The sequence below is a fragment of the Telluria sp. BA11 genome, from assembly GCF_056680305.1.
The window spans coordinates 4,870,068-4,888,689 of sequence record NZ_CM155275.1; the positions used below are offsets into that span (position 1 = coordinate 4,870,068).

Consider the following 18,622-nt stretch of genomic DNA (forward strand, 5'->3'; position numbering starts at 1 on the left):
GCGATTCTACCGCGCCAGCCCGACGCACGACCGGAGACCCGGCCATGCGTGAATCAAATTACTTCCTGGTGTCCGAGCTGGTCGTCGTGTGACCAGTGTTGGTTGGGGTGCTGGCGGTGCCAGTGGCCATCGGCGCACCGGTGTTGGTGCCGTCGGTTGGGGTAATGCCCATCTGCGCATCGACCGTCGCGTTGCCAGTCGAGCCGGCAGCCGTCGTGCCCATCGAGGACGAACCGCTGCTGCTGCTGCTGGTGGTGCCCATGGTGTCGGTGGTGTTGCAACCGGCCAGTGCGAAGGCCATGATGCCGCCAATGAGTGCAGTGTGAAGAGTTTTCATAGCATTGCTCCTTGAGAGTGAAATGGCATGGTCAGGTGCGGCCACCCGGGGGTGACCGACTGACTAACCCACGCGCACGGTGGGCCGCTGTGGGTTCGTGCTTCTGCTTCTGCTTCTGGATCAGCGGCCGGTGGCCGAGTTGGTGACTGGCTCGTTGTTGCTGGTGGTGCCCGATGCGCTGTTCACGCCGGTAGCACCGGTGGCGCCCGAATTCCAGCTACCCTGGCCTGCGGTGGTGCTTGGGGTCTGCACCGAGCCGGTGGTCGACATCGTGCTGCTTGAGCCCGACATGCTGTCGGTCGTCTTGCTTGGCGTATCGCATGCTGCCAGGCCAAAAGCCATCATGCCTGCGATCAGTGCGGTTCCGAGGGTGCGTGTCATGGTTGTCTCCGTGATGATTAAGTTGTCTTATCATCAAGCAACCGCGGGTTCACACGAATAGGAACGGAGAGTTCATTCTTGTAGGACGACACGCCCAGCGCACGTCAGCGCAGGCGTCAGTGCACGCCTGAATTCAGGCCTCAATGCAGGTGTCAATGAATTTCCGCATCGTGCGTGGCCAGCCAGGCCAGCAGCTCGGGGGCTGGTAACGGCCTGCTGTAGAAGTAGCCCTGCACCTTGTCGCACAGGTGGTTGCGCACCACGTCCAGCTGCGACTGCGTCTCGATGCCTTCGGCCACCGTGGTCATCCCCAGGCTGCGGGCGACCTTGACGGTGGCTTCGATCAGCACGCGGTGATGGGCGCTGGTATCGGCCTGGCAGACGAACGAGCGATCGATCTTGACCGTGTCCACCGGCAGCAGGTGCAAACTCGACAGCGACGAATACCCGGTACCGAAATCGTCGAGCGCGAGCTGGATGCCCAGAGCCTTCAGGTCGTGCAGGCGCTGCTGGATGTCCTGGTCTTGCGCGGCCAGGCTTTCGGTCACTTCCAGCTGCAGGCAGCCCGACGGCATGCCGGTGTCGCGCAGGATGCGGCGTACGCCGTCGATCCACCCCGGTTGCGCCAGCTGCGCGCGCGACAGGTTCACGGCCATCAGGCCGGGTGCGCGCTCGCCCAGGCGCGCGCGCCAGTCGAGAAAGTCGCGACAGGCGCGTTCGAGCACGAAGTCGCCCAGCATGCCGATCAGGCCGCATTCCTCGGCCACCTCGATGAAGTCGATCGGTGGCACGATGCCGCGCACCGGATGGCGCCAGCGCACCAGCGCCTCGACCCCGGCGGCGTAATCGACGCCGCCGCACGGCAGCAGGCGCACGACCGGCTGGTACACGACGAACAGCTGTTCTTCGACCAGGGCCTGGCGCAGTTCGGCTTCGATGCCGGCGCGGCGCGCGGCGCGTTCGCGCATGCTTGGCGCGAATACCACGTGGCGGTTGCCGCCGGCCCGCTTGGCCTCGACCATCGCGATGCCGGCGTCGCGCAGCACGTCGTCCGGCTCGCGCAGTGCGATCTCCGGGTCGTCCAGGCTCCAGGCCAGGCCGACACTGGCGCCGCAGACAATGTCGTGGCCATCCACCAGATACGGGTGGGCCAGCGCGTCGAGCAGGCGCAGCGCGATGCGCTCGGCGTCGGCGCGCCCGCGCAGGCCGTCCAGCAGGACGACGAATTCGTCACCGCCCGTGCGGGCTGCCAGCTGGCCGGCCTGCGTGCCAGGTTCAATACGGCCCAGCGCCGGGCGCAGCGCACCGCGCAGGCGGTCGGCCATGTGCATCAGCAGATGGTCGCCCACGGCCTGGCCCAGGCTGTCATTGAGCTGGCGGAAGCGGTCGCAATTCAACGTCAGCACGGCGAAGCCGACGTCGGACACCGGCTGCGCCAGCAGGTGCTGCAGCGCGTCGCGTACCGCTTCGCGGTTGGGCATGCGGGTCAGGTTATCGGTGCGCGCGGCATTGCGCAGGCGGCGCGAGAGCACCTCTTGCTCGCGCTGCACTTCGAACGTGGCGTCGGCCACGGTCGCCATCAGGCGCTCGGGGTCGAGCTTCATCAGGTTCAGTGCCAGTACCTGCAGGCTGCCACTGGCCGCGTGCGGCACGCCCACCGGCAGGCGCAGGCCTTCGCAGATCATGCCGGACGGTTCCAGAAATGCCTCGACCATGGTTGCCAGGTGCGGCGCCACGGGCGCCAGCACGTCGAACAGGTTGTCCAGGCCCTGCGCGGTGGCCAGCGGCATCAGAAGGCGCGACGCCATCGGGTTGAGCATGTCGACCGTGCCGTCGAGCGAGGTCTGGGCCAGGCCGATCGGCGCCCGGTACAGGAACTGCACTAGCGCTTCGTAGGCATCGACCGCCTCGTGCTGCACTTTAGGCTCCATCGAGCGCCTCCTGGGAAGTAGCGACGGCGGCTTCGGGTTGCCAGGCCAGGGCGCGGTTGCGGCCCGCGCGCTTGGCCGTGTACAGGGCCTGGTCGGCTTGCTTGATGAGCAGGTCGACGCCGCCATGGCCGTCGAGGGCGACTGCCACGCCGGCGCTGATCGTGCACACGATCGCCTGGCCGTCGAAGCTCTTGGCGTCCAGCGCAACGCGTGCGCACAGACGTTCGGCCAGATCCAGCGCATGCGCCAGGTCGGTCGACGGCAGCAGCACGGCAAATTCCTCGCCGCCGATGCGCGCCACGACATCGACTTCGCGGAAGAAGTCGAGCAGGATCGCTGCCAGGTGCTGCAGCACGGCGTCGCCGCCCGGGTGCCCGTAGCGGTCGTTGATGGTCTTGAAGTGATCCGCGTCGAGGATGATCATCGCCGTCGGTCGCGGCGCGGCGCGGCTGCGTTCGAACTCCTGGCTGGCGGCGTCGAACAGCGCGCGGCGGTTCGCCAGGCCAGTCAGGTGGTCGCTGAACGCCTCGCGCCGGCGCCGCTCGGCGATGTCGCGCTTGTCGCTCACGTCGCGCAGGATCAGGCAGTAGGCCGGGCCCTCTTCGCAGGGCAGGCTCGGGGCGCCATCGGCGGCTTCGCGGTCGGCTTCCGGCAGCGGCGCGATCATCACGCTGCCCCAGAATGCGCTGCCGTCGGCGCGCAGCAGGCGGCTTTCGTCCAGCGCCCAGCCGTCGGCATCGGCTTCGCGCAGGCGGTCCAGCGCGCGCTCGGGCGTGATCGCATCGTCGGGATAGAACATCGTGTAACTCTGGCCCTCGGCGGTGGGACCGAAGCCGGTCACGCGGCCGATGCTCGGGTTCCATTCGCACAGGCGGCCCTGGGAATCCAGGCTGGCCAATGCGTAATCGGTGATGCCGGTCAGGACCGCATTGAGCCAGGCGTCGTTCTGCCGCTGGCGGCATTCGCGCCGCACCTGCTCGGTGATGTCGTCGATGACCGCCATGATGCGGCTGGCGTCGAGCCGGAGCAGCGTGATCGACAGGATCTGCGGCATGCGCTTGCTGCAGCCGCTGCCGGCATGCAGGTGCACGTGCATGCCGTCGCAGATCTTGCCGCTCTGGACCGTGCTTTGCTGGCACAGGTTGCGCAGGTCTGGCGCGATGTCCTCGAGCGCGACAAACAGGTTATCGAGCCCGCCATTGCGCGAGTGCGGCATCAGGAGCTGGGCCGCGATCGGGTTGATCATGGCGATCTCACCGTCGGCGTCGAGCTGTACCAGCCCAACCGGCGCGAGATACAGGAACTGGATCAGCGCCTCGTATTCCGCGCTGAGTTGGGCGAGGTCGTCAGTCATTTTGGCTGCCGCTTGACCAGAACGTAGCGCGTCGCGCTGCCCGGGGTGGACAGCAGGCGCAGCGCGACTTTGACCGGACGCATGCGCAGCGTCAGCACGTAGTCGATGGTTTCGTCGAGGGCACTATTTTGTTCCAGCGCGTCATCGAAACGCTGCGCCACCATGAAGTTGTTCATGCAAGGAGCGACGTTGGTGAACAGCGGCTGGCCCAGGACGCGTTGTGGCGACAGGCCGGCGGCTTGCGACTCGAACGCGTTGTAGCGGCTGACCTCGGTGTTCGCGTCGAAACCGATGACGCCGAAATCGAGCTGGTCCAGTTCTTCGGAAGAACACGCGTCGAGTCGGGTGGCCAGCTCGGGAAAGTCAAAGGCAAAAGTCATGAATTGGGTGCCGACGCGCGGCCATTGGATATTGGTCATCGATGTTGCCATGTGCAATAAACACGTGTCAATTGCCCACTTGCAACAATTCACTATTTAATTGCGAGAATGTGCCTTTCACCACAGTCCCCGGCAAATTGACAGCCTTGTGTTTCAACGTCACCATGCCTTCCTCTTCATGTTCTCACATTTCATGACACACAAACCGGATGATGCGGCCTGCTGGTGGCGCGACGGGACCGGCCTGCAGCGCCTGGTCGCCGACTTGGTGGGCGCCGAATTGGCGGCGCTGCGGCCCGGCAGGCAGACGCTGGCGCAGCCCTGGCCGGCGTCGCTCGATCTGCGCGGCGATCTGGGCGCCGATTCCCTCGAGCTGATGGGACTGGCGTCGGCGCTGGAAACCCAATTGCACCTGCGGGGGACGGCCGACGCGCCGTTGCTGGTGCAAACGCGCCTGGCAGACTGGCTGGACGCGGCGCGCGCCGGCCTGGAAGCTGACGGAAGTGCGCTGACGTTTCGCACCTCGGGCAGCAGCGGCGCGCCCAAGCCATGCACGCATCCGCTGGCCTTGTTGTGGCAAGAGGTCGAGGCGCTTGCCCAATTGCTGCCCGGCCGCCGGCGCATCGTCAGCCTGGTGCCGGCTCACCATATCTATGGCTTCCTGTTCACCGTCCTGCTGCCGCGCCGCCTGGGTATCGACGTGTGCGACCTGCGCGGCCATGCGCCGGCGGCGCTGGCGGCCCAGTTGAGCGCGGGCGACCTCGTCATCGGGCATCCCGATCTGTGGCGCGCGTTCGGCCAGGCTGCCGGGCCGCTGGCGCCGGACGTCGTCGGCGTGACGTCGACGGCGCCGTGCCCGCCCGAGGTGGCTCGCGCCGCGCTCGGCGCGGGGTTGGCGCGGCTGGTGCAGGTGTATGGCAGCTCCGAGACCGCCGGCGTCGGCTGGCGCGATGAACCGGAGGGCGGCTATACGCTGTTCCCGTACTGGTCGCGCACTGGTCAGGGCGATGGCCTGGTGCGCCAGTGCCCGGACGGGGCGCGTCAGCCAGCCTTGTTGCAGGACCGGCTGGCGTGGCGTGACGACGGGCGTTTTCAGCCGGACGGGCGCATCGACCAGGCGGTGCAGGTCGGCGGCGTCAATGTGTTTCCGGGCTACGTGGCCGATGTGCTGCGGCTGCATCCAGCCGTGCTGGAGGCCAGCGTGCGCCGCATGCGGCCTGATGAAGGCGAGCGGCTCAAGGCCTTCGTGGTGGTGCGTGACGGCGTGACGCTTGATGCCGGTCTGCAGGCCGGTTTGCATGCCTGGCTGAGCGAGCGCCTGACGGCGACCGAATGCCCGGCGGCGTATTCGTTCGGGCCGCGCCTGCCGCGCGGGGCGAGCGGCAAGCTGGCCGACTGGATCATCGACAGCGACGTCTAGCGGCGTGCGCGCGCCTACAGAGCAACGAAGCTCTCGAAGCCGCCGAAGAACATGCGCTTGACGTCGAACGGTACGCCGCCCGGTTGCATCATGGCGGCCAGGCGCGGATCGTTCATGACTTTTTCGTTGACTTCGTCGCGGTGGGCGCGCGATTCGTAGACGGTCCAGGCGAGAATCACCGTTTCGCCCTCTTTGAGTTGTACGCTTTGCGGGAACGACGTGTGTTCGCCGGACGGGACATCGTCGGCGATCCATTCGCGGTATTCGAGCGCGCCATGCTCGCGCCATACGGCGCCGGCCAGCTGCGCCTGGGCGCGGTATGTTTCGATGCTGGAGTTGGGAAGCGGAAGGACAAAACCATCGACATATGCCATGTGGATCTCCCTGGACGGTTGGATGCGCGGGGCGCGTCTGTGACCCACCAGTACACGGCCCACGAGGTTCCCGACGGTGGTGTCGGGAACCTCAGGCTACCACAGGCTGTTGTCGGGGGGCGGTGCTTGCGGGGGCTGTTGCGGGGGCAGCGCCGGTGCCTGCGGCGGTTGCTGGGGCGGCTGCACCGGTGCAGGCGGCGGCGCGGGCGGCGCCACGTGCGGCAGGGCCTCGAGCGGCGACGGTCCCTCGAGCGGCGCGTCGTCGAGCGGCTGCTGGAACTCGTCGACGGGCGCCGCTGGCGGCGCGAGCGCGATGTCGATGGTACGTGTCTCGGTCGCATCCGCGTATTCGGGATAGATCCAGTCGCGGCCATCGTTGACCAGGTCCTCCGGCGGTGTGCGCTCCTGCGGTGGCACCTTGGCCAGCGCCACGCGCATGTAGTCGATCCAGATCGGCATGGCCAGCGTCGAGCCGAATTCACGGCCGCCCAGCGAGCGCGGTTCGTCGTAGCCCATCCACGATACCGCCACCACCTTGCCCGCGTAGCCGGCGAACCAGCCGTCAATGGCATCGTTCGTGGTGCCGGTCTTGCCAGCGAGGTCGGTGCGGCCCAGCTGCTTGGCCGAGCCGGCGGCAGTGCCGAAGCGGGCCACATCGCGCAGCATGCTGTCGACGACGAAGGCATTCCTCGCCGTGATGACGCGGTTGGCTTCCTGCGGGCCCTGGGATGGCGGCACCTCGGCAATCACGCTGCCATTGCCGTCGACGATGCGCTGGATCAGGTAGGGCTTGACGCGGTAGCCGCCGTTGGCAAACACCGAGTACGCGCCGGCCAGCTGCAGCGGGGTGACGGCGCCCGTGCCGAGCGCCATCGTGTAGTTGCGCGGATGGCGCGCCAGGTCGAAGCCGAAGTGTTCGAGATACTGGTGCGCGAAATCGACCGACACCGCGCGCAGCACGCGCACGGTCGGCACGTTCTTCGACTTGACGAGCGCCTGGCGCAGCGTGACTTCGCCGTCGAACACGCCGTCGTCGTTCTGCGGCCGCCACGGATTGTCTTCGCTGGCACCGGGCAGTTCGATCGGCGCATCGAGAATGCGGGTGGTGGGCGAATAGCCTTTTTCAAGCGCAGCCGAATACACGAACGGCTTGATGCTCGATCCCGGCTGGCGCCATGCCTGCGTGACGTGGTTGAACTTTTGCAGGTTGTAGTCGAAGCCCCCGACCAGCGCGTGGTAGGCGCCGGTGTCGGCGTCGATCGCGACGAACGCCGCCTCGACCTGCGGCACCTGCACGATGGCCCAGTCGCCGGCCTTGTCCTTGCTGACGCGGATGACGGCGCCCGGCGTGATCCGCAGCGATTCGCGCGCCGCTGGCTGCAAGCCGGGGCTCGCGAATTTCAGGCCGGCGCCCTTGACCACGATGTCTTCGCCGGACAGCAGCGTCACCCGCACTTGGCTGGAGCTGGCCGCCAGCACGACACCGGCCAGCAAGCCGTCGCTGGAGCGGCGCGCCTGCAGCGCGTCGGCAATCGTTTCGTCGCGTTGTTCAGGCTCCGATGGCAGCTCGACGCGCGCCTCGGGGCCACGGTAGCCATGGCGGCCATCGTAGGCCAGCACGTTGCGCCGCACCGATTCATACGCGGCCTTTTGCTCGGCCGCCCGGATCGTCGTCGTGACCACGATGCCGCGCGTGTAGGCTTCTTCGCCGAACTGTTCGTAGACCGCCTGGCGCGCCAGCTCCGCGACATACTGGGCCGGCGTGTCGAATTTCTGGCCAGCGTCGCGCTTGACGCGCAGCGGTTCGGCCAGCGCCGCGGTGTACTGCGCCTGGGTGATCGTGCCCAGTTCGAGCAGGCGCTTGAGGATGGCGTGCTGGCGCGCCGCCGCGCGCTTTGGGTTCGACACAGGATTGGTGCGTGCCGGGTTTTGCGGCAGGCCGGCCAGCATCGCCGTCTCGGCCAGTGACAGCTGATCGAGCGTCTTGCCGAAGTAGCTGCGCGCGGCGCTTGAAAAACCGTACGAGCGCTGGCCCAGGTAGATCTGGTTCATGTACAGCTCGAGGATCTGGTCCTTGGTCAGCGAGCCTTCGATCTTGTAGGCGAGGGCGACTTCGGTCAGCTTGCGCGAGAGCGTCTTCTCGTTGGTGAGGAAGAAGTTGCGGGCGACCTGCATCGTGATGGTCGATGCGCCCTGGCGGAACCCGCCGCGCAGGTTGGCGCGGGCCGCGCCCATCGCGCGGATGAAGTCGATGCCGCCGTGTTCATAGAAGCGCGTGTCCTCGATCGCGAGCACGGCACTTTTCATCATCGCGGGGATCTTCGCGATCGGGACGAAGTCGCGGTGCTCGACCCCGAACTGGCCAATCAGCACATTGTCTTGCGTGTAGATGCGCAGCGGGATCTTGGGACGGTAGTCGGTGACGGCGTCGATCGGCGGCACCTTGGCGCTGATCGCGCTCCACACGCCGATGGCCAGGCCGGCCGCGATCAGCACCAGCGCGGTGAAAAAGATCAGCACGTACGCGTACGCGCGCTTCATGCCCAGCAGGGTTTTTCCGGACTTTTGGTTGGTCGCTTTCAATGCCGAACTCTCACTCTAAAACTTGCTGCGGACCACGTAGCGGGCCAGGATCGGGCGATTATAGTCCGCTTTCAGCGCGCGCTTTCTTTCCGTACGTGCATGTGCGATATTCCTGCTTTCGGTTCGTCCGCAGCGGCGAGCTACGCCCGCAACCAAGGACACCATGCCGCCCGATTCAAGCTTCAAACCCTATATTCCCGCACATGCCCAGCTGGCCGAAATGACGCCACGCGCCCTGATCATGGGCGTCGTCCTCGGCATGATCTTCGGCGCGTCGTCGCTGTACCTGGTGCTAAAGGTCGGCCTGACCGTCAGCGCGTCGATCCCGGTGGCGGTCATCGCCATCACACTGTTCGGCGTGGCGAAGCAGCTTGGCGCGCGCGAGTCGACGATCCTGGAAAACAGCATCGCGCAGACAGCCGGTTCGGCCGGTGAATCGCTGGCCTTCGGCCTGGGCGTGACGATGCCGGCGATCCTGATCCTGGGCTTTGATCTGGAAATCTCGCGCGTGCTGCTGGTGGGCGTGCTCGGTGGCCTGCTGGGCATCCTGATGATGATCCCGCTGCGTCGCACGCTGATCGTCGACCAGCACCGCGAACTGAAATACCCGGAAGGCACGGCCTGCGCCGAAGTGCTCAAGGCTGCGGCCACCGACGTCTCGCGCGACGCCGCGGGCGAAGTGCGCATCGCCGGCAGCGACGCAGCCCGCATCGCCAAGCGCCGCGCGCTGCTGATCTTTGGCGGCTTTGGCATCGGCATCCTGTACAAGACGCTCAGCGTGTCGTTCAAGGGCTGGCGCGACACGGTCAACTTCGAGTTCGGCGCGCCGCTCAAGACGGGCAGCATCGGCGCCGAGATCTCGCCCGAGCTGGTGGGCGTGGGCTACATCATCGGACCGCGCATCGCGTTTACGATGGCGGCCGGTGGCGTGCTGGCGTCGCTGATGCTGGTCCCGATGATCAAGTTCTTCGGCGAGCTGGCCAGCACGCCGCTCTCGCCCGGCACGATCCCGATTCGCGACATGACGGGCGACGATATCCGCAGCGCCTACATTCTCTACATCGGCGCCGGCGCCGTGGCCACGGGCGGCCTGATCTCGCTGGCGCGCTCGCTGCCGACGATCTGGAACGGCTTGCGCGGCGGCCTGGCGGGCATGAAGAACGGCAGCAGCGCCGATGCTTCGCTGCGCACCGACCGCGACATCCCGATGAAGTGGGTCGTCATCGGGTGCCTCGCGATCGTCGCCGTGATCTCGCTGGCAGCGCCGCTGCACATGAACGTGCTCGGTGCGGTGCTGATCCTGGTATTCGGCTTTCTGTTCGCGACCGTGTCGTCACGGCTCGTGGGCGAGATTGGGTCGTCGTCCAATCCGATCTCAGGGATGGCCGTGGCCACGCTGCTGTTTACCTGCCTGATCTTCTTGCTGATGGGCTGGACGGGCGGCCAGTACTACGTGACGGCGCTGTCGGTCGGCGCAATCGTCTGCATCGCCGCCAGCAATGCCGGCACGACGTCGCAGGATCTGAAGACCGGCTACCTGGTGGGCTCCACGCCACGCATGCAGCAGTACGCGATCCTGTGCGGTGCGTTTGCGTCGGCGCTGATCCTGGGACCGGTGCTGCTCAAGCTGAACGACGCGGGGACCGTCTACGTGCCGGCAGCGCAGGTGGCGCCTGGCCTGACGGTCGATGCGTCCCGGTTGACCGACACCGGCACGCTGCATGGCCCGCAGGCCGACATAGACAAGAACACCTATAAAGTCTGGCACAAGACCGACACGGTCGGCGGCCCGGCCGGCAAGTACTTCGTCGACAACGCAGGCAAGGCCGTGTACCTGGTCGACCCGGGCATCAACGGCCATCACAAGACGCGGCCCGACGGCACCGAAGTGAAGAAATACGATGCGCCGAAAGCCGTGCTGATGTCGTACATCATCAAGGGTATCCTGGACCGCGAGCTGCCATGGACGCTGGTGCTGTTTGGCGTGATGATCGCGATCGTGCTGGAAATGGCAGGGATCGCATCACTGGCATTTTCGGTGGGCGTCTACCTGCCGCTGGTGGCAACGCTGCCGATCGCCATTGGCGGCACGGTACGCTGGCTGGCAGACCGCCGCAACAACAAGCTGCCGCAAAACCTGGGCCTGAACGAAGAAGAGCGCCAGGCCGCAAACGACCGCAGCTCGGGCGTGCTGCTGGCATCGGGCTATATCGCCGGCGGCGCGCTGGCCGGGATCATCATCGCGATCACGGCAGGCGTCCTGACGGACTTCGACGCCGCCGCGGCGCGCTGGGCCGAGGCCTACAACCCGTTCTTCGCGGGCGACAGCGCCAACGTGCTGAGCATGCTGCCGTATGCCGTGATCGTGGGCCTGCTGTTCTGGGTGGCGCGTGAAAAGCCGGTGAAGTAGGGCGGACCGGGCCGCGCAGTCGGCCAAGGCAACAGCTGGGGTCAGGTCTGACATTCGGACACGGCCTCAGCTTTAGTCGCTTCCAACAGCTGGGGTCAGGTCTGACATTCGGACACAACCTCAGCCTTGGACACTGCCAAAGCCGCGTTGCCAGTATTAGCACGGCTATGGGCCAGCTAGTTCCGACTCAACGACTGTAGAGATCGTGTCCAAATGTCAGACCTGACCCCGGCTTTTGGTTGAGATCGTGTCCGAATGTCAGACCTGACCCCGCTTTTGCGCTTTTGACTCCAAAAGATGCGAGGTGGTTGAAACAGAAACGGCGGCCCGCAGGCAGCCGTTTTTGTTGGTGCGTAACGCGCTGTTACTTCACGCCGTGCATCAGCTTCTGGATCACAGACAGCTGGGGTCAGGTCTGACATTCGGACACGGCCTCAGCTTTAGTCGCTTCCAACAGCTGGGGTCAGGTCTGACATTCGGACACAACCTCAGCCTTGGACACTGCCAAAGCCGCGTTGCCAGTATTAGCACGGCTATGGGCCAGCTAGTTCCGACTCAACGACTGTAGAGATCGTGTCCAAATGTCAGACCTGACCCCGGCTTTTGGTTGAGATCGTGTCCGAATGTCAGACCTGACCCCGCTTTTGCGCTTTTGACTTCAAAAGATGCGAGGTGGTTGAAACAGAAACGGCGGCCCGCAGGCCGCCGTTTTTGTTGGTGCGTAACGCGCTGTTACTTCACGCCGTGCATCAGCTTCTGGATCACCGGTGCGAGCAGCACCAGCAGGATGCCGCCGCCCAGCAGGGACAGCAGGCCGAAGTTGTAGCCGTCGAGTGCCGATGCCACCGTCATGCCGGTTTCGCCCGAGACGTGCGAGGCGAAGATGCCCGACAGGTTGTTGCCGATACCGGTCGACAGGAACCAGCCGCCCATGCCCAGGCCGACGAGGCGGGTAGGGGCCAGCTTGGTGACCATCGACAGGCCGATTGGCGACAGGCACAGCTCACCCACCGACTGGATCACGTAGACCGCGAACAGCGTCCAGAACGGGATCTTGCCGTTGCCGTCGATCAGCTGCGACAGTGCGTAGACCAGCAGGCCAAACGCGATGCCGTTGAAGATCAGGCCCAGGCCGAACTTGCGGGGGATCGATGGGTTGGCGTTGCGCTTGCCCAGCCAGACCCAGACGGCGGCGATGATCGGTGCGAAGACGATGATGGCCACCGAGTTCACCGACTGGAACCAGGCGACAGGGAAGGTCCAGCCGTTCAGGTCGCGGTCGACGATGTTATCGGCCAGGAACGTGAACGAGCTGCCGGCCTGCTCGAAGAAGCACCAGAACAGGACGTTGAAGAAGAAGATGATCATCATCGCCCAGGTCTTGTCGCGGGCCACTTTGCCTTCGCGGATACCTTCGATGATCAGCATCGCGGCCAGGCCGATGAACAGGACCGTCAGCAGGATCTGCAGGTTGGCGGCGCCTGCTTGCAGCAGCATGTAGACGATCGGGATCACGATCAGCGAGCCGACGATGACCACGGCCAGGCGCTTCGGGCTGGCCAGTTCGCCGACCGGTGCGCCGATGCCCTGGAGCGTCTTGCGGCCGATGAAGAACCAGACCAGCGAGATCAGCATGCCGATGCCCGAGGCCAGGAACACGATCTTGTAGGCTGGCATGGCGGCAGTGCCGAACACTTTTTCAGCCAGCAGCTGGGTCAGGATCGGTGCAAAGAATGCGCCGACGTTGATGCCCATGTAGAAGATGGTGAAGCCGGAATCGCGACGGGTGTCGTTCAGCGCGTACAGCTGGCCGACCATGGCCGAGATGTTCGGCTTGAACATGCCGTTACCGACGATGATCGTGGCCAGGCCCAGCTTGAACACGTCCTGGTTCGGAATCGAAATCATGAACAGGCCGGCCGCCATGAAGATGGCGCCGACCAGGATCGAGCGTTGATAACCGATGACGCGGTCGGCCACATAGCCGCCGAAGACGGCGCCGGCGTACACCAGCGCGAGGTAGGAACCGTAGGTGAGGTTGGCACTGGCCTGGCCAGCTGCGTCGCCGGCATAGAACTGGCCGACGATGTAGAGGACGAGTGCCCAACGAATGCCATAAAAAGCGAAGCGCTCCCAGAATTCCGTCATGAACAGCATCCACAGCGGTGCTGGATGGCCCATGATCTGCTTGAACTCTGGAAGAGGTCCCCGAGCTGGGGTAGTAGCTGCACCGCTCATGCGGTTCCTCCCGAAAATGTAATGACAAGGTAATTGTTATATGGCGCTATTCGACGGGCGAACGTTCCAATAGGCACGCATTCTAGTGCATATCCTGCATCATACGAAGCTTTTTTCCCCGTGTGCCGACGGGTCCCGAACATGGTGCACTGCACCCTGTTTTGGGGCGCGCATGCGCCATCGGATTGGCGTATATTGCTGTACAGGACGGTCAGATTATTGGCAGTCCGCATCACAGAATCGAACGAGGACATCCCATCATGACGCAAGCAGCAAGTGAATTACCCGTAGTAGATACCGAGCTGTCCCCCGAAAGCCGGCAGGTCGTCGACACGCTGATTTCGCCGGAAGGCCAGCTCGAAGTGCTGTCCAAATCCGAAGTCAGCAAGCTGCTCGACACCGGCCGCACCGGCCTGTACGACGTGTTTCGTAAATGTGCGCTTGCAGTACTCAATAGTGGCAGCGACATCGACGACGGCAAGGAACTGCTCGAGCGGTACGCGAGCTTCGACATCAGCATCCTGCAGCGCGAGCGCGGCATCAAGCTCGATATCCGCGGCGCACCGGCCAGCGCGTTCGTTGATGGCAAGATGATTCGCGGGATCCACGAGCACCTGTTCGCCGTATTGCGCGACATCGTGTTCGTCAATTTCGACGTCACCGACAACCCGAAGTTCGACCTGACGCGCACTGACGGCATCACCGACGCGGTATTCCATATCCTGCGCAATGCCAACGTGCTGCAGGCGCAGCGCAATCCGAATCTGGTCGTGTGCTGGGGCGGACACTCGATCTCGCGCATCGAGTACAACTACACGAAGAAGGTCGGCTACGCGCTGGGCCTGCGCGAACTCGATATCTGCACCGGCTGCGGCCCGGGCGCGATGAAGGGGCCGATGAAAGGCGCCACGATTGGCCACTCGAAGCAGCGCCTGGCGGGCGGGCGGTATCTGGGCATCTCGGAGCCGGGCATCATTGCGGCTGAATCCCCGAACCCGATCGTCAACGACCTGGTGATCATGCCTGACATCGAAAAGCGCCTCGAAGCCTTCGTGCGCACCGGGCACGGCATCGTCGTGTTCCCGGGTGGCGCAGGGACCGCAGAAGAAATCCTGTACATCCTCGGTATCCTGCTGCATCCCGATAACGCCGAGATCCCGTTCCCGCTGATCTTCACCGGCCCGGCGTCGTCGCGTGACTACTTCACGCAGATCGATGCCTTCCTGGCGCTGACGCTGGGCGAGGCGGCGCAGAAGCGCTACCAGATCATCATCGACGATCCGGATGCGGTGGCAGTGGCGATGGTCAAGGGCATCAGCGAAGTGCGGGCCTTCCGCAAGGCGCACAGCGACGCCTACTATTACAACTGGCGCCTGAAGATCGACCACGAATTCCAGAAGCCGTTCCGCCCGACGCACGAGAACATGCGCAACCTCGACCTGCACCGGGGCATCCCGACACACCTGCTGGCGGCCAATCTGCGCCGGGCGTTTTCGGGCGTCGTGGCCGGGAACGTGAAGGAAGAGGGGATCCGCGCGATCGAGCAATTCGGCAAGTACGAGATTCGTGGCGAGGCCGCGATCATGGGGCCGATGGATGCACTGCTGGCGTCGTTCGTCGAACAAAGCCGGATGAAGTTGCCGGGCAAGGCGTACACACCTTGCTACACGATCGTGCAGTAAGCATAAAAAAAGGCCGCCCGAAGGCGGCCTTTTTCATGCGAGCGTCAACGCCCCGAGACTCAGTCTTCCTTGCGCAGGTGCGGGAACAGCAGCACGTCGCGGATGTTCGGCGAATCGGTAATCAGCATCATCAGGCGGTCGATGCCGATGCCGCAACCACCTGCCGGCGGCATGCCGTATTCCAGTGCACGGATGTAGTCGGCGTCGTAGAACATCGCCTCTTCATCGCCTGCATCCTTGGCCTCGACCTGCGCCAGGAAGCGCGCTGCCTGGTCTTCAGGATCGTTCAGCTCCGAGAAGCCGTTGGCGATCTCGCGGCCGACCATGAACAATTCAAAACGTTCGGTCACGCCGGCGCGGGTGTCCGATGCGCGCGCCAGTGGCGAGACTTCGGCCGGGTAGTCGACGATGAAGGTCGGCTCCCACAACTGCGCTTCGGCGGTTTCCTCGAACAGCGCCAGTTGCAGCGCGCCCAGGCCGGCGGTGGCGAATGGCTTGACGCCGAACTTCTTCAGTTCGGTCTTGATGAACTCGGCGTCGTTCAGCTGTTCGGGCGTGTAGCCCGGCGCGTACTTGTCGATCGCCTCGATGATCGTCAGGCGCTGGAACGGCTTGGACAGGTCCAGCTCACGGCCACCGTACGACAGCACGGCGCTGCCATGCGCGTCGACCGCGGCCTGGCGGATCACCTGCTCGGTGAAGTTCATGATCCACTTGTAGTCGGTGTACGCCGCATAGAATTCCATCATCGTGAATTCAGGGTTGTGACGGACCGAGACGCCTTCGTTGCGGAAGTTGCGGTTCACTTCGAACACGCGGTCGAACCCGCCGACCACCAGGCGCTTGAGGTACAGCTCCGGTGCGATGCGCAGGTACATTTCCATGTCCAGCGCATTGTGGTGCGTGACGAACGGCTTGGCCGCGGCGCCGCCCGGGATCGGGTGCAGCATCGGCGTTTCGACTTCCATGAAGCCGTTGTCTTCCATGAAGCGGCGCATCGACGACATCGCGGCGGTGCGCGCCTTGAACGTGCGGCGCGTGTCCTCGTTCATGATCAGGTCGACGTAACGCTGGCGGTACTTCGTTTCCTGGTCGGCCAGGCCGTGGAACTTGTCCGGCAGCGGGCGGATCGCCTTGGTGATCAGGCGCAGCTGGCTCACTTTTACCGTGAGTTCGTCGACCTTGGTCTTGAACAGCGTACCTTCAACGCCCAAAATGTCGCCCAGATCATAACTGCGCAGTTCGTCCATCGCGGCTTCGCCGGCGCTATCGAGCGTGATGTAGATCTGGATGCGGCCGCTGGCCGACGGGCCCGAGCTGTCCTGCAGCGTCGCGAATGCGGCTTTCTTGCCCGCTTCGCGGCGCAGCATCATGCGGCCTGCCAGCACCACCGGAACCGGCTCGGCTTCGAGTTCTTCGCGCGTTTTTTCGCCGTACGCCTGAACCAGGTCGGCCGCCTTGTGCTGAGGGACGAAGTCGTTGGGGAAGGCGACGCCTTTTTCGCGGATTGCCGCCAGCTTGACGCGGCGCTCGGCCATGATCTTGTTTTCGTCGGCGCCTGGCAAAGGTGCCTGTTCTTGGTTCTCGGTGGTCATAGTGGTTGTTTCTAATATTGGTTGAACGTGCCTGCGATGCATTCAGCAGTAGTTAGGACAGCGAGAGCAGCGCTTCAACGTCCAGCTGCGTGAAGTCGTTGACGATCGCAATGACGTTGTCGAATTCGGCAAATGCCTCGGCGGGCAGCGTGGTGGTGAGCACCACGGCGCGCATGCCGGCGCGGCGCGCCGCTTCCACGCCCAGCGGCGCATCTTCGAACACGATGCAGTGCGCCGGCAGTACGCTGCAGCGGTCGGCGGCCTTGAGGAACACGTCAGGGTGCGGTTTGCCGCGCGGGACGTCCACTGTGCCCACGACAACGGCGTCGAACTTGCGCTGCAGGTCCATCTCGTCGAGGATGAAACTTGCGCTGCCCGGCGAGGCCGACGTGGCCACCGCCAGGGCCCAGCCCTGTTCGCGCGCGAGGCCGATGAAGGCGTCGAAGCCGTCGATCGTGCGCCGGTGCGGGCCATACAGCTCGCGGTACAGCACTTCCTTTTCGTGGTTCAGCGTTCCGAGCGCATCGTCGTCCAGATCTGCGCCCAGATAGTGGCGCAGGATTTCCTTGCCCTGGCGGCCGGCCGTGTCGCGAAAGAACGCATCGGGCTCGATGGTTTGGCCCCGCCGCGCGAAGAACGTGATCCACGCACGGGTGTGGAAGTCCATATTGTCGACGATGGTGCCATCCATGTCGAAGATCAGTGCGCGGGCGGGTGTCGTCATGTGGGGTAAGCCTTTATACGTTTTGCTTCAGGGACGCCGAGATGAAATCATCGAGGTCGCCATCCAGGACGTTCTTGGTGTTGCCGGTCTCGAAGCCGGTACGCAAATCCTTGATGCGCGACTGGTCCAGCACGTACGAGCGGATCTGATGGCCCCAGCCGACGTCGGTCTTGGAGTCTTCGAGCTTCTGCTGCTCGCTCATGCGGTTGCGCAGTTCGAGCTCGTACAGCTTGGCGCGCAGCATGTCCCAGGCTTCGGCCTTGTTGCGGTGCTGCGAGCGGTCGTTCTGGCACTGGACCACGATGCCCGACGGGCCGTGCGTCAGGCGCACTGCGGAGTCGGTCTTGTTGATGTGCTGACCACCGGCGCCGGACGCGCGGTAGGTATCGATGCGCACGTCGGCCGGATTGATCTCAATCTCGATCGAATCGTCGACTTCCGGATACACGAACAGCGACGTGAACGACGTGTGGCGGCCGTTGGCCGAGTCGAACGGCGACTTGCGCACGAGGCGGTGCACGCCGGTTTCGGTGCGCAGGTGGCCATACGCGTACTCGCCGTCGACCTTGATGGTGGCGGTCTTGATGCCTGCGACTTCACCGTCGGACTGCTCGAGAATCTCGGCCTTGAAGCCCTTGCGTTCGCAGTAGCGCAGGTATTGACGCAGCAGCATCGACGCCCAGTCCTGCGCCTCGGTGCCGCCGGCGCCGGCCTGGATGTCGATGAAGCAGCTCGCGTGGTCCATTGGATTCGAGAACATCCGGCGAAATTCCATCGCTTCGATGATCTTCTGGATCGCATCGACGTCGCCCGCGACGGCTTCCATCGTGTCTTCGTCGCCTTCCTCGCGCGCCATCTGGAACAGGTCCAGGGCGTCGGCGAGATCGGCCTTGGCTTTCTCGAGCGTCAGCACGACGCCCTCGAGCGCCTTCTTCTCTTTGCCCATTTCCTGGGCGCGCTTCTGGTCGTTCCAGATGGCCGGGTCTTCCAGCTCCTGGTTGACCTGTTCTAGTTTCTCTGACTTCTTATCGAAGTCAAAGATACCTCCGAAGTTCGGCCTCACGACCCGTCAGGTCGTTCAGCAGGGCGGAAATGGCGTTGATGCGTTCGGCTTCCATGATATCGGCAGTCTCAATGTGTGTTGAATCGAACCGGGGATTATACCCGACGCGTAGCCCCAATGTGGCGCTATGGCTTGCCCGGCGGCAGGGCA

The 18,622-nt window shown here is 64.5% G+C and carries 14 protein-coding genes; 3 read left to right on the top strand and 11 right to left on the bottom strand.

Translation table 11 applies throughout. The features are described 5' to 3' along the window. Positions 1-58 precede the first annotated feature (58 nt). The 5 genes from AC1MGT_RS21595 to AC1MGT_RS21615 form a co-directional block, all read right to left on the bottom strand. Positions 59-337: a hypothetical protein gene (locus AC1MGT_RS21595; RefSeq protein ID WP_499502024.1), complete on the bottom strand. Its 279-nt coding sequence runs from the start codon at positions 335-337 to the stop codon at positions 59-61. A 120-nt stretch (positions 338-457) separates the two neighbouring features. Further along, positions 458-718, bottom strand: coding sequence for a hypothetical protein (locus tag AC1MGT_RS21600; RefSeq protein ID WP_183551816.1), 261 nt, complete (start codon positions 716-718; stop codon positions 458-460). A 152-nt stretch (positions 719-870) separates the two neighbouring features. Continuing rightward, positions 871-2,649 carry a putative bifunctional diguanylate cyclase/phosphodiesterase gene (locus AC1MGT_RS21605; RefSeq protein WP_499502025.1) on the bottom strand — a complete coding sequence of 593 codons (1,779 nt, stop codon included), beginning with the start codon at positions 2,647-2,649 and terminating at the stop codon, positions 871-873. Beyond that, the gene (locus AC1MGT_RS21610) at positions 2,639-4,003 is read right to left on the bottom strand and encodes a sensor domain-containing diguanylate cyclase (protein WP_499502026.1); all 1,365 of its coding nucleotides are present in this window, start codon (positions 4,001-4,003) and stop codon (positions 2,639-2,641) included. The genes AC1MGT_RS21605 and AC1MGT_RS21610 overlap by 11 nt, the downstream gene beginning before the upstream one ends. After that, entirely contained in the window at positions 4,000-4,422 is a 423-nt protein-coding gene (locus tag AC1MGT_RS21615; protein ID WP_499502027.1) for a PAS domain-containing protein, read from the bottom strand. Before AC1MGT_RS21615 ends, AC1MGT_RS21610 begins: the two co-directional genes overlap by 4 nt. Before the next feature lie 154 nt (positions 4,423-4,576). Between AC1MGT_RS21615 and AC1MGT_RS21620 the strand changes: the two genes are divergently transcribed. Beyond that, positions 4,577-5,803 (top strand): AMP-binding protein, encoded by a 1,227-nt coding sequence (locus AC1MGT_RS21620; RefSeq protein ID WP_499502028.1) that lies wholly within the window; start codon positions 4,577-4,579, stop codon positions 5,801-5,803. Between the two features lie 14 nt (positions 5,804-5,817). On the opposite strand, the gene AC1MGT_RS21625 is transcribed toward AC1MGT_RS21620, so the two are convergent. Beyond that, a complete protein-coding gene (locus tag AC1MGT_RS21625; RefSeq protein ID WP_499502029.1) occupies positions 5,818-6,177 on the bottom strand; it encodes a DUF1428 domain-containing protein in 360 nt (119 codons plus the stop codon). A 96-nt stretch (positions 6,178-6,273) separates the two neighbouring features. After that, the gene (locus AC1MGT_RS21630; protein ID WP_499504347.1) at positions 6,274-8,718 is read right to left on the bottom strand and encodes a penicillin-binding protein 1A; all 2,445 of its coding nucleotides are present in this window, start codon (positions 8,716-8,718) and stop codon (positions 6,274-6,276) included. 205 nt (positions 8,719-8,923) lie between these two features. Here AC1MGT_RS21630 and AC1MGT_RS21635 point away from each other — a divergent pair, with 205 nt between their 5' ends. Further along, positions 8,924-11,170, top strand: a complete 2,247-nt coding sequence (locus tag AC1MGT_RS21635; protein ID WP_499502030.1) for an OPT family oligopeptide transporter — start codon at positions 8,924-8,926, stop codon at positions 11,168-11,170. 732 nt (positions 11,171-11,902) lie between these two features. On the opposite strand, the gene AC1MGT_RS21640 is transcribed toward AC1MGT_RS21635, so the two are convergent. Continuing rightward, entirely contained in the window at positions 11,903-13,351 is a 1,449-nt protein-coding gene (locus tag AC1MGT_RS21640) for a peptide MFS transporter (protein ID WP_499502031.1), read from the bottom strand. Between the two features lie 317 nt (positions 13,352-13,668). Between AC1MGT_RS21640 and ppnN the strand changes: the two genes are divergently transcribed. Next, positions 13,669-15,090: a nucleotide 5'-monophosphate nucleosidase PpnN gene (ppnN, locus tag AC1MGT_RS21645; RefSeq protein ID WP_499502032.1), complete on the top strand. Its 1,422-nt coding sequence runs from the start codon at positions 13,669-13,671 to the stop codon at positions 15,088-15,090. 59 nt (positions 15,091-15,149) lie between these two features. On the opposite strand, the gene lysS is transcribed toward ppnN, so the two are convergent. The 3 genes from lysS to prfB form a co-directional block, all read right to left on the bottom strand. Further along, a complete protein-coding gene (gene lysS / locus AC1MGT_RS21650) occupies positions 15,150-16,685 on the bottom strand; it encodes a lysine--tRNA ligase (protein ID WP_499502033.1) in 1,536 nt (511 codons plus the stop codon). A gap of 52 nt (positions 16,686-16,737) precedes the next feature. After that, positions 16,738-17,409, bottom strand: coding sequence for an HAD family hydrolase (locus tag AC1MGT_RS21655; RefSeq protein ID WP_499502034.1), 672 nt, complete (start codon positions 17,407-17,409; stop codon positions 16,738-16,740). A 13-nt stretch (positions 17,410-17,422) separates the two neighbouring features. Beyond that, a protein-coding gene (gene prfB / locus AC1MGT_RS21660; protein ID WP_183551853.1) for a peptide chain release factor 2 occupies positions 17,423-18,527 on the bottom strand; the annotation gives its coding sequence in 2 pieces (ribosomal slippage) (positions 17,423-18,445 and positions 18,447-18,527; 1,104 coding nt in all). Positions 18,528-18,622 lie beyond the last annotated feature (95 nt).

Excerpts from the sequence above, each read along its gene's own strand:
- AC1MGT_RS21595 (WP_499502024.1), bottom strand. The coding sequence starts at position 337 with ATGAAAACTCTTCACACTGCACTCATTGGCGGCATCATGGCCTTCGCA.
- AC1MGT_RS21600 (WP_183551816.1), bottom strand. The coding sequence starts at position 718 with ATGACACGCACCCTCGGAACCGCACTGATCGCAGGCATGATGGCTTTT.
- AC1MGT_RS21605 (WP_499502025.1), bottom strand. The coding sequence starts at position 2,649 with ATGGAGCCTAAAGTGCAGCACGAGGCGGTCGATGCCTACGAAGCGCTA.
- AC1MGT_RS21610 (WP_499502026.1), bottom strand. The coding sequence starts at position 4,003 with ATGACTGACGACCTCGCCCAACTCAGCGCGGAATACGAGGCGCTGATC.
- AC1MGT_RS21615 (WP_499502027.1), bottom strand. The coding sequence starts at position 4,422 with ATGACCAATATCCAATGGCCGCGCGTCGGCACCCAATTCATGACTTTT.
- AC1MGT_RS21620 (WP_499502028.1), top strand. The coding sequence starts at position 4,577 with ATGACACACAAACCGGATGATGCGGCCTGCTGGTGGCGCGACGGGACC.
- AC1MGT_RS21625 (WP_499502029.1), bottom strand. The coding sequence starts at position 6,177 with ATGGCATATGTCGATGGTTTTGTCCTTCCGCTTCCCAACTCCAGCATC.
- AC1MGT_RS21630 (WP_499504347.1), bottom strand. The coding sequence starts at position 8,718 with ATGAAGCGCGCGTACGCGTACGTGCTGATCTTTTTCACCGCGCTGGTG.
- AC1MGT_RS21635 (WP_499502030.1), top strand. The coding sequence starts at position 8,924 with ATGCCGCCCGATTCAAGCTTCAAACCCTATATTCCCGCACATGCCCAG.
- AC1MGT_RS21640 (WP_499502031.1), bottom strand. The coding sequence starts at position 13,351 with ATGGGCCATCCAGCACCGCTGTGGATGCTGTTCATGACGGAATTCTGG.
- ppnN (WP_499502032.1), top strand. The coding sequence starts at position 13,669 with ATGACGCAAGCAGCAAGTGAATTACCCGTAGTAGATACCGAGCTGTCC.
- lysS (WP_499502033.1), bottom strand. The coding sequence starts at position 16,685 with ATGACCACCGAGAACCAAGAACAGGCACCTTTGCCAGGCGCCGACGAA.
- AC1MGT_RS21655 (WP_499502034.1), bottom strand. The coding sequence starts at position 17,409 with ATGACGACACCCGCCCGCGCACTGATCTTCGACATGGATGGCACCATC.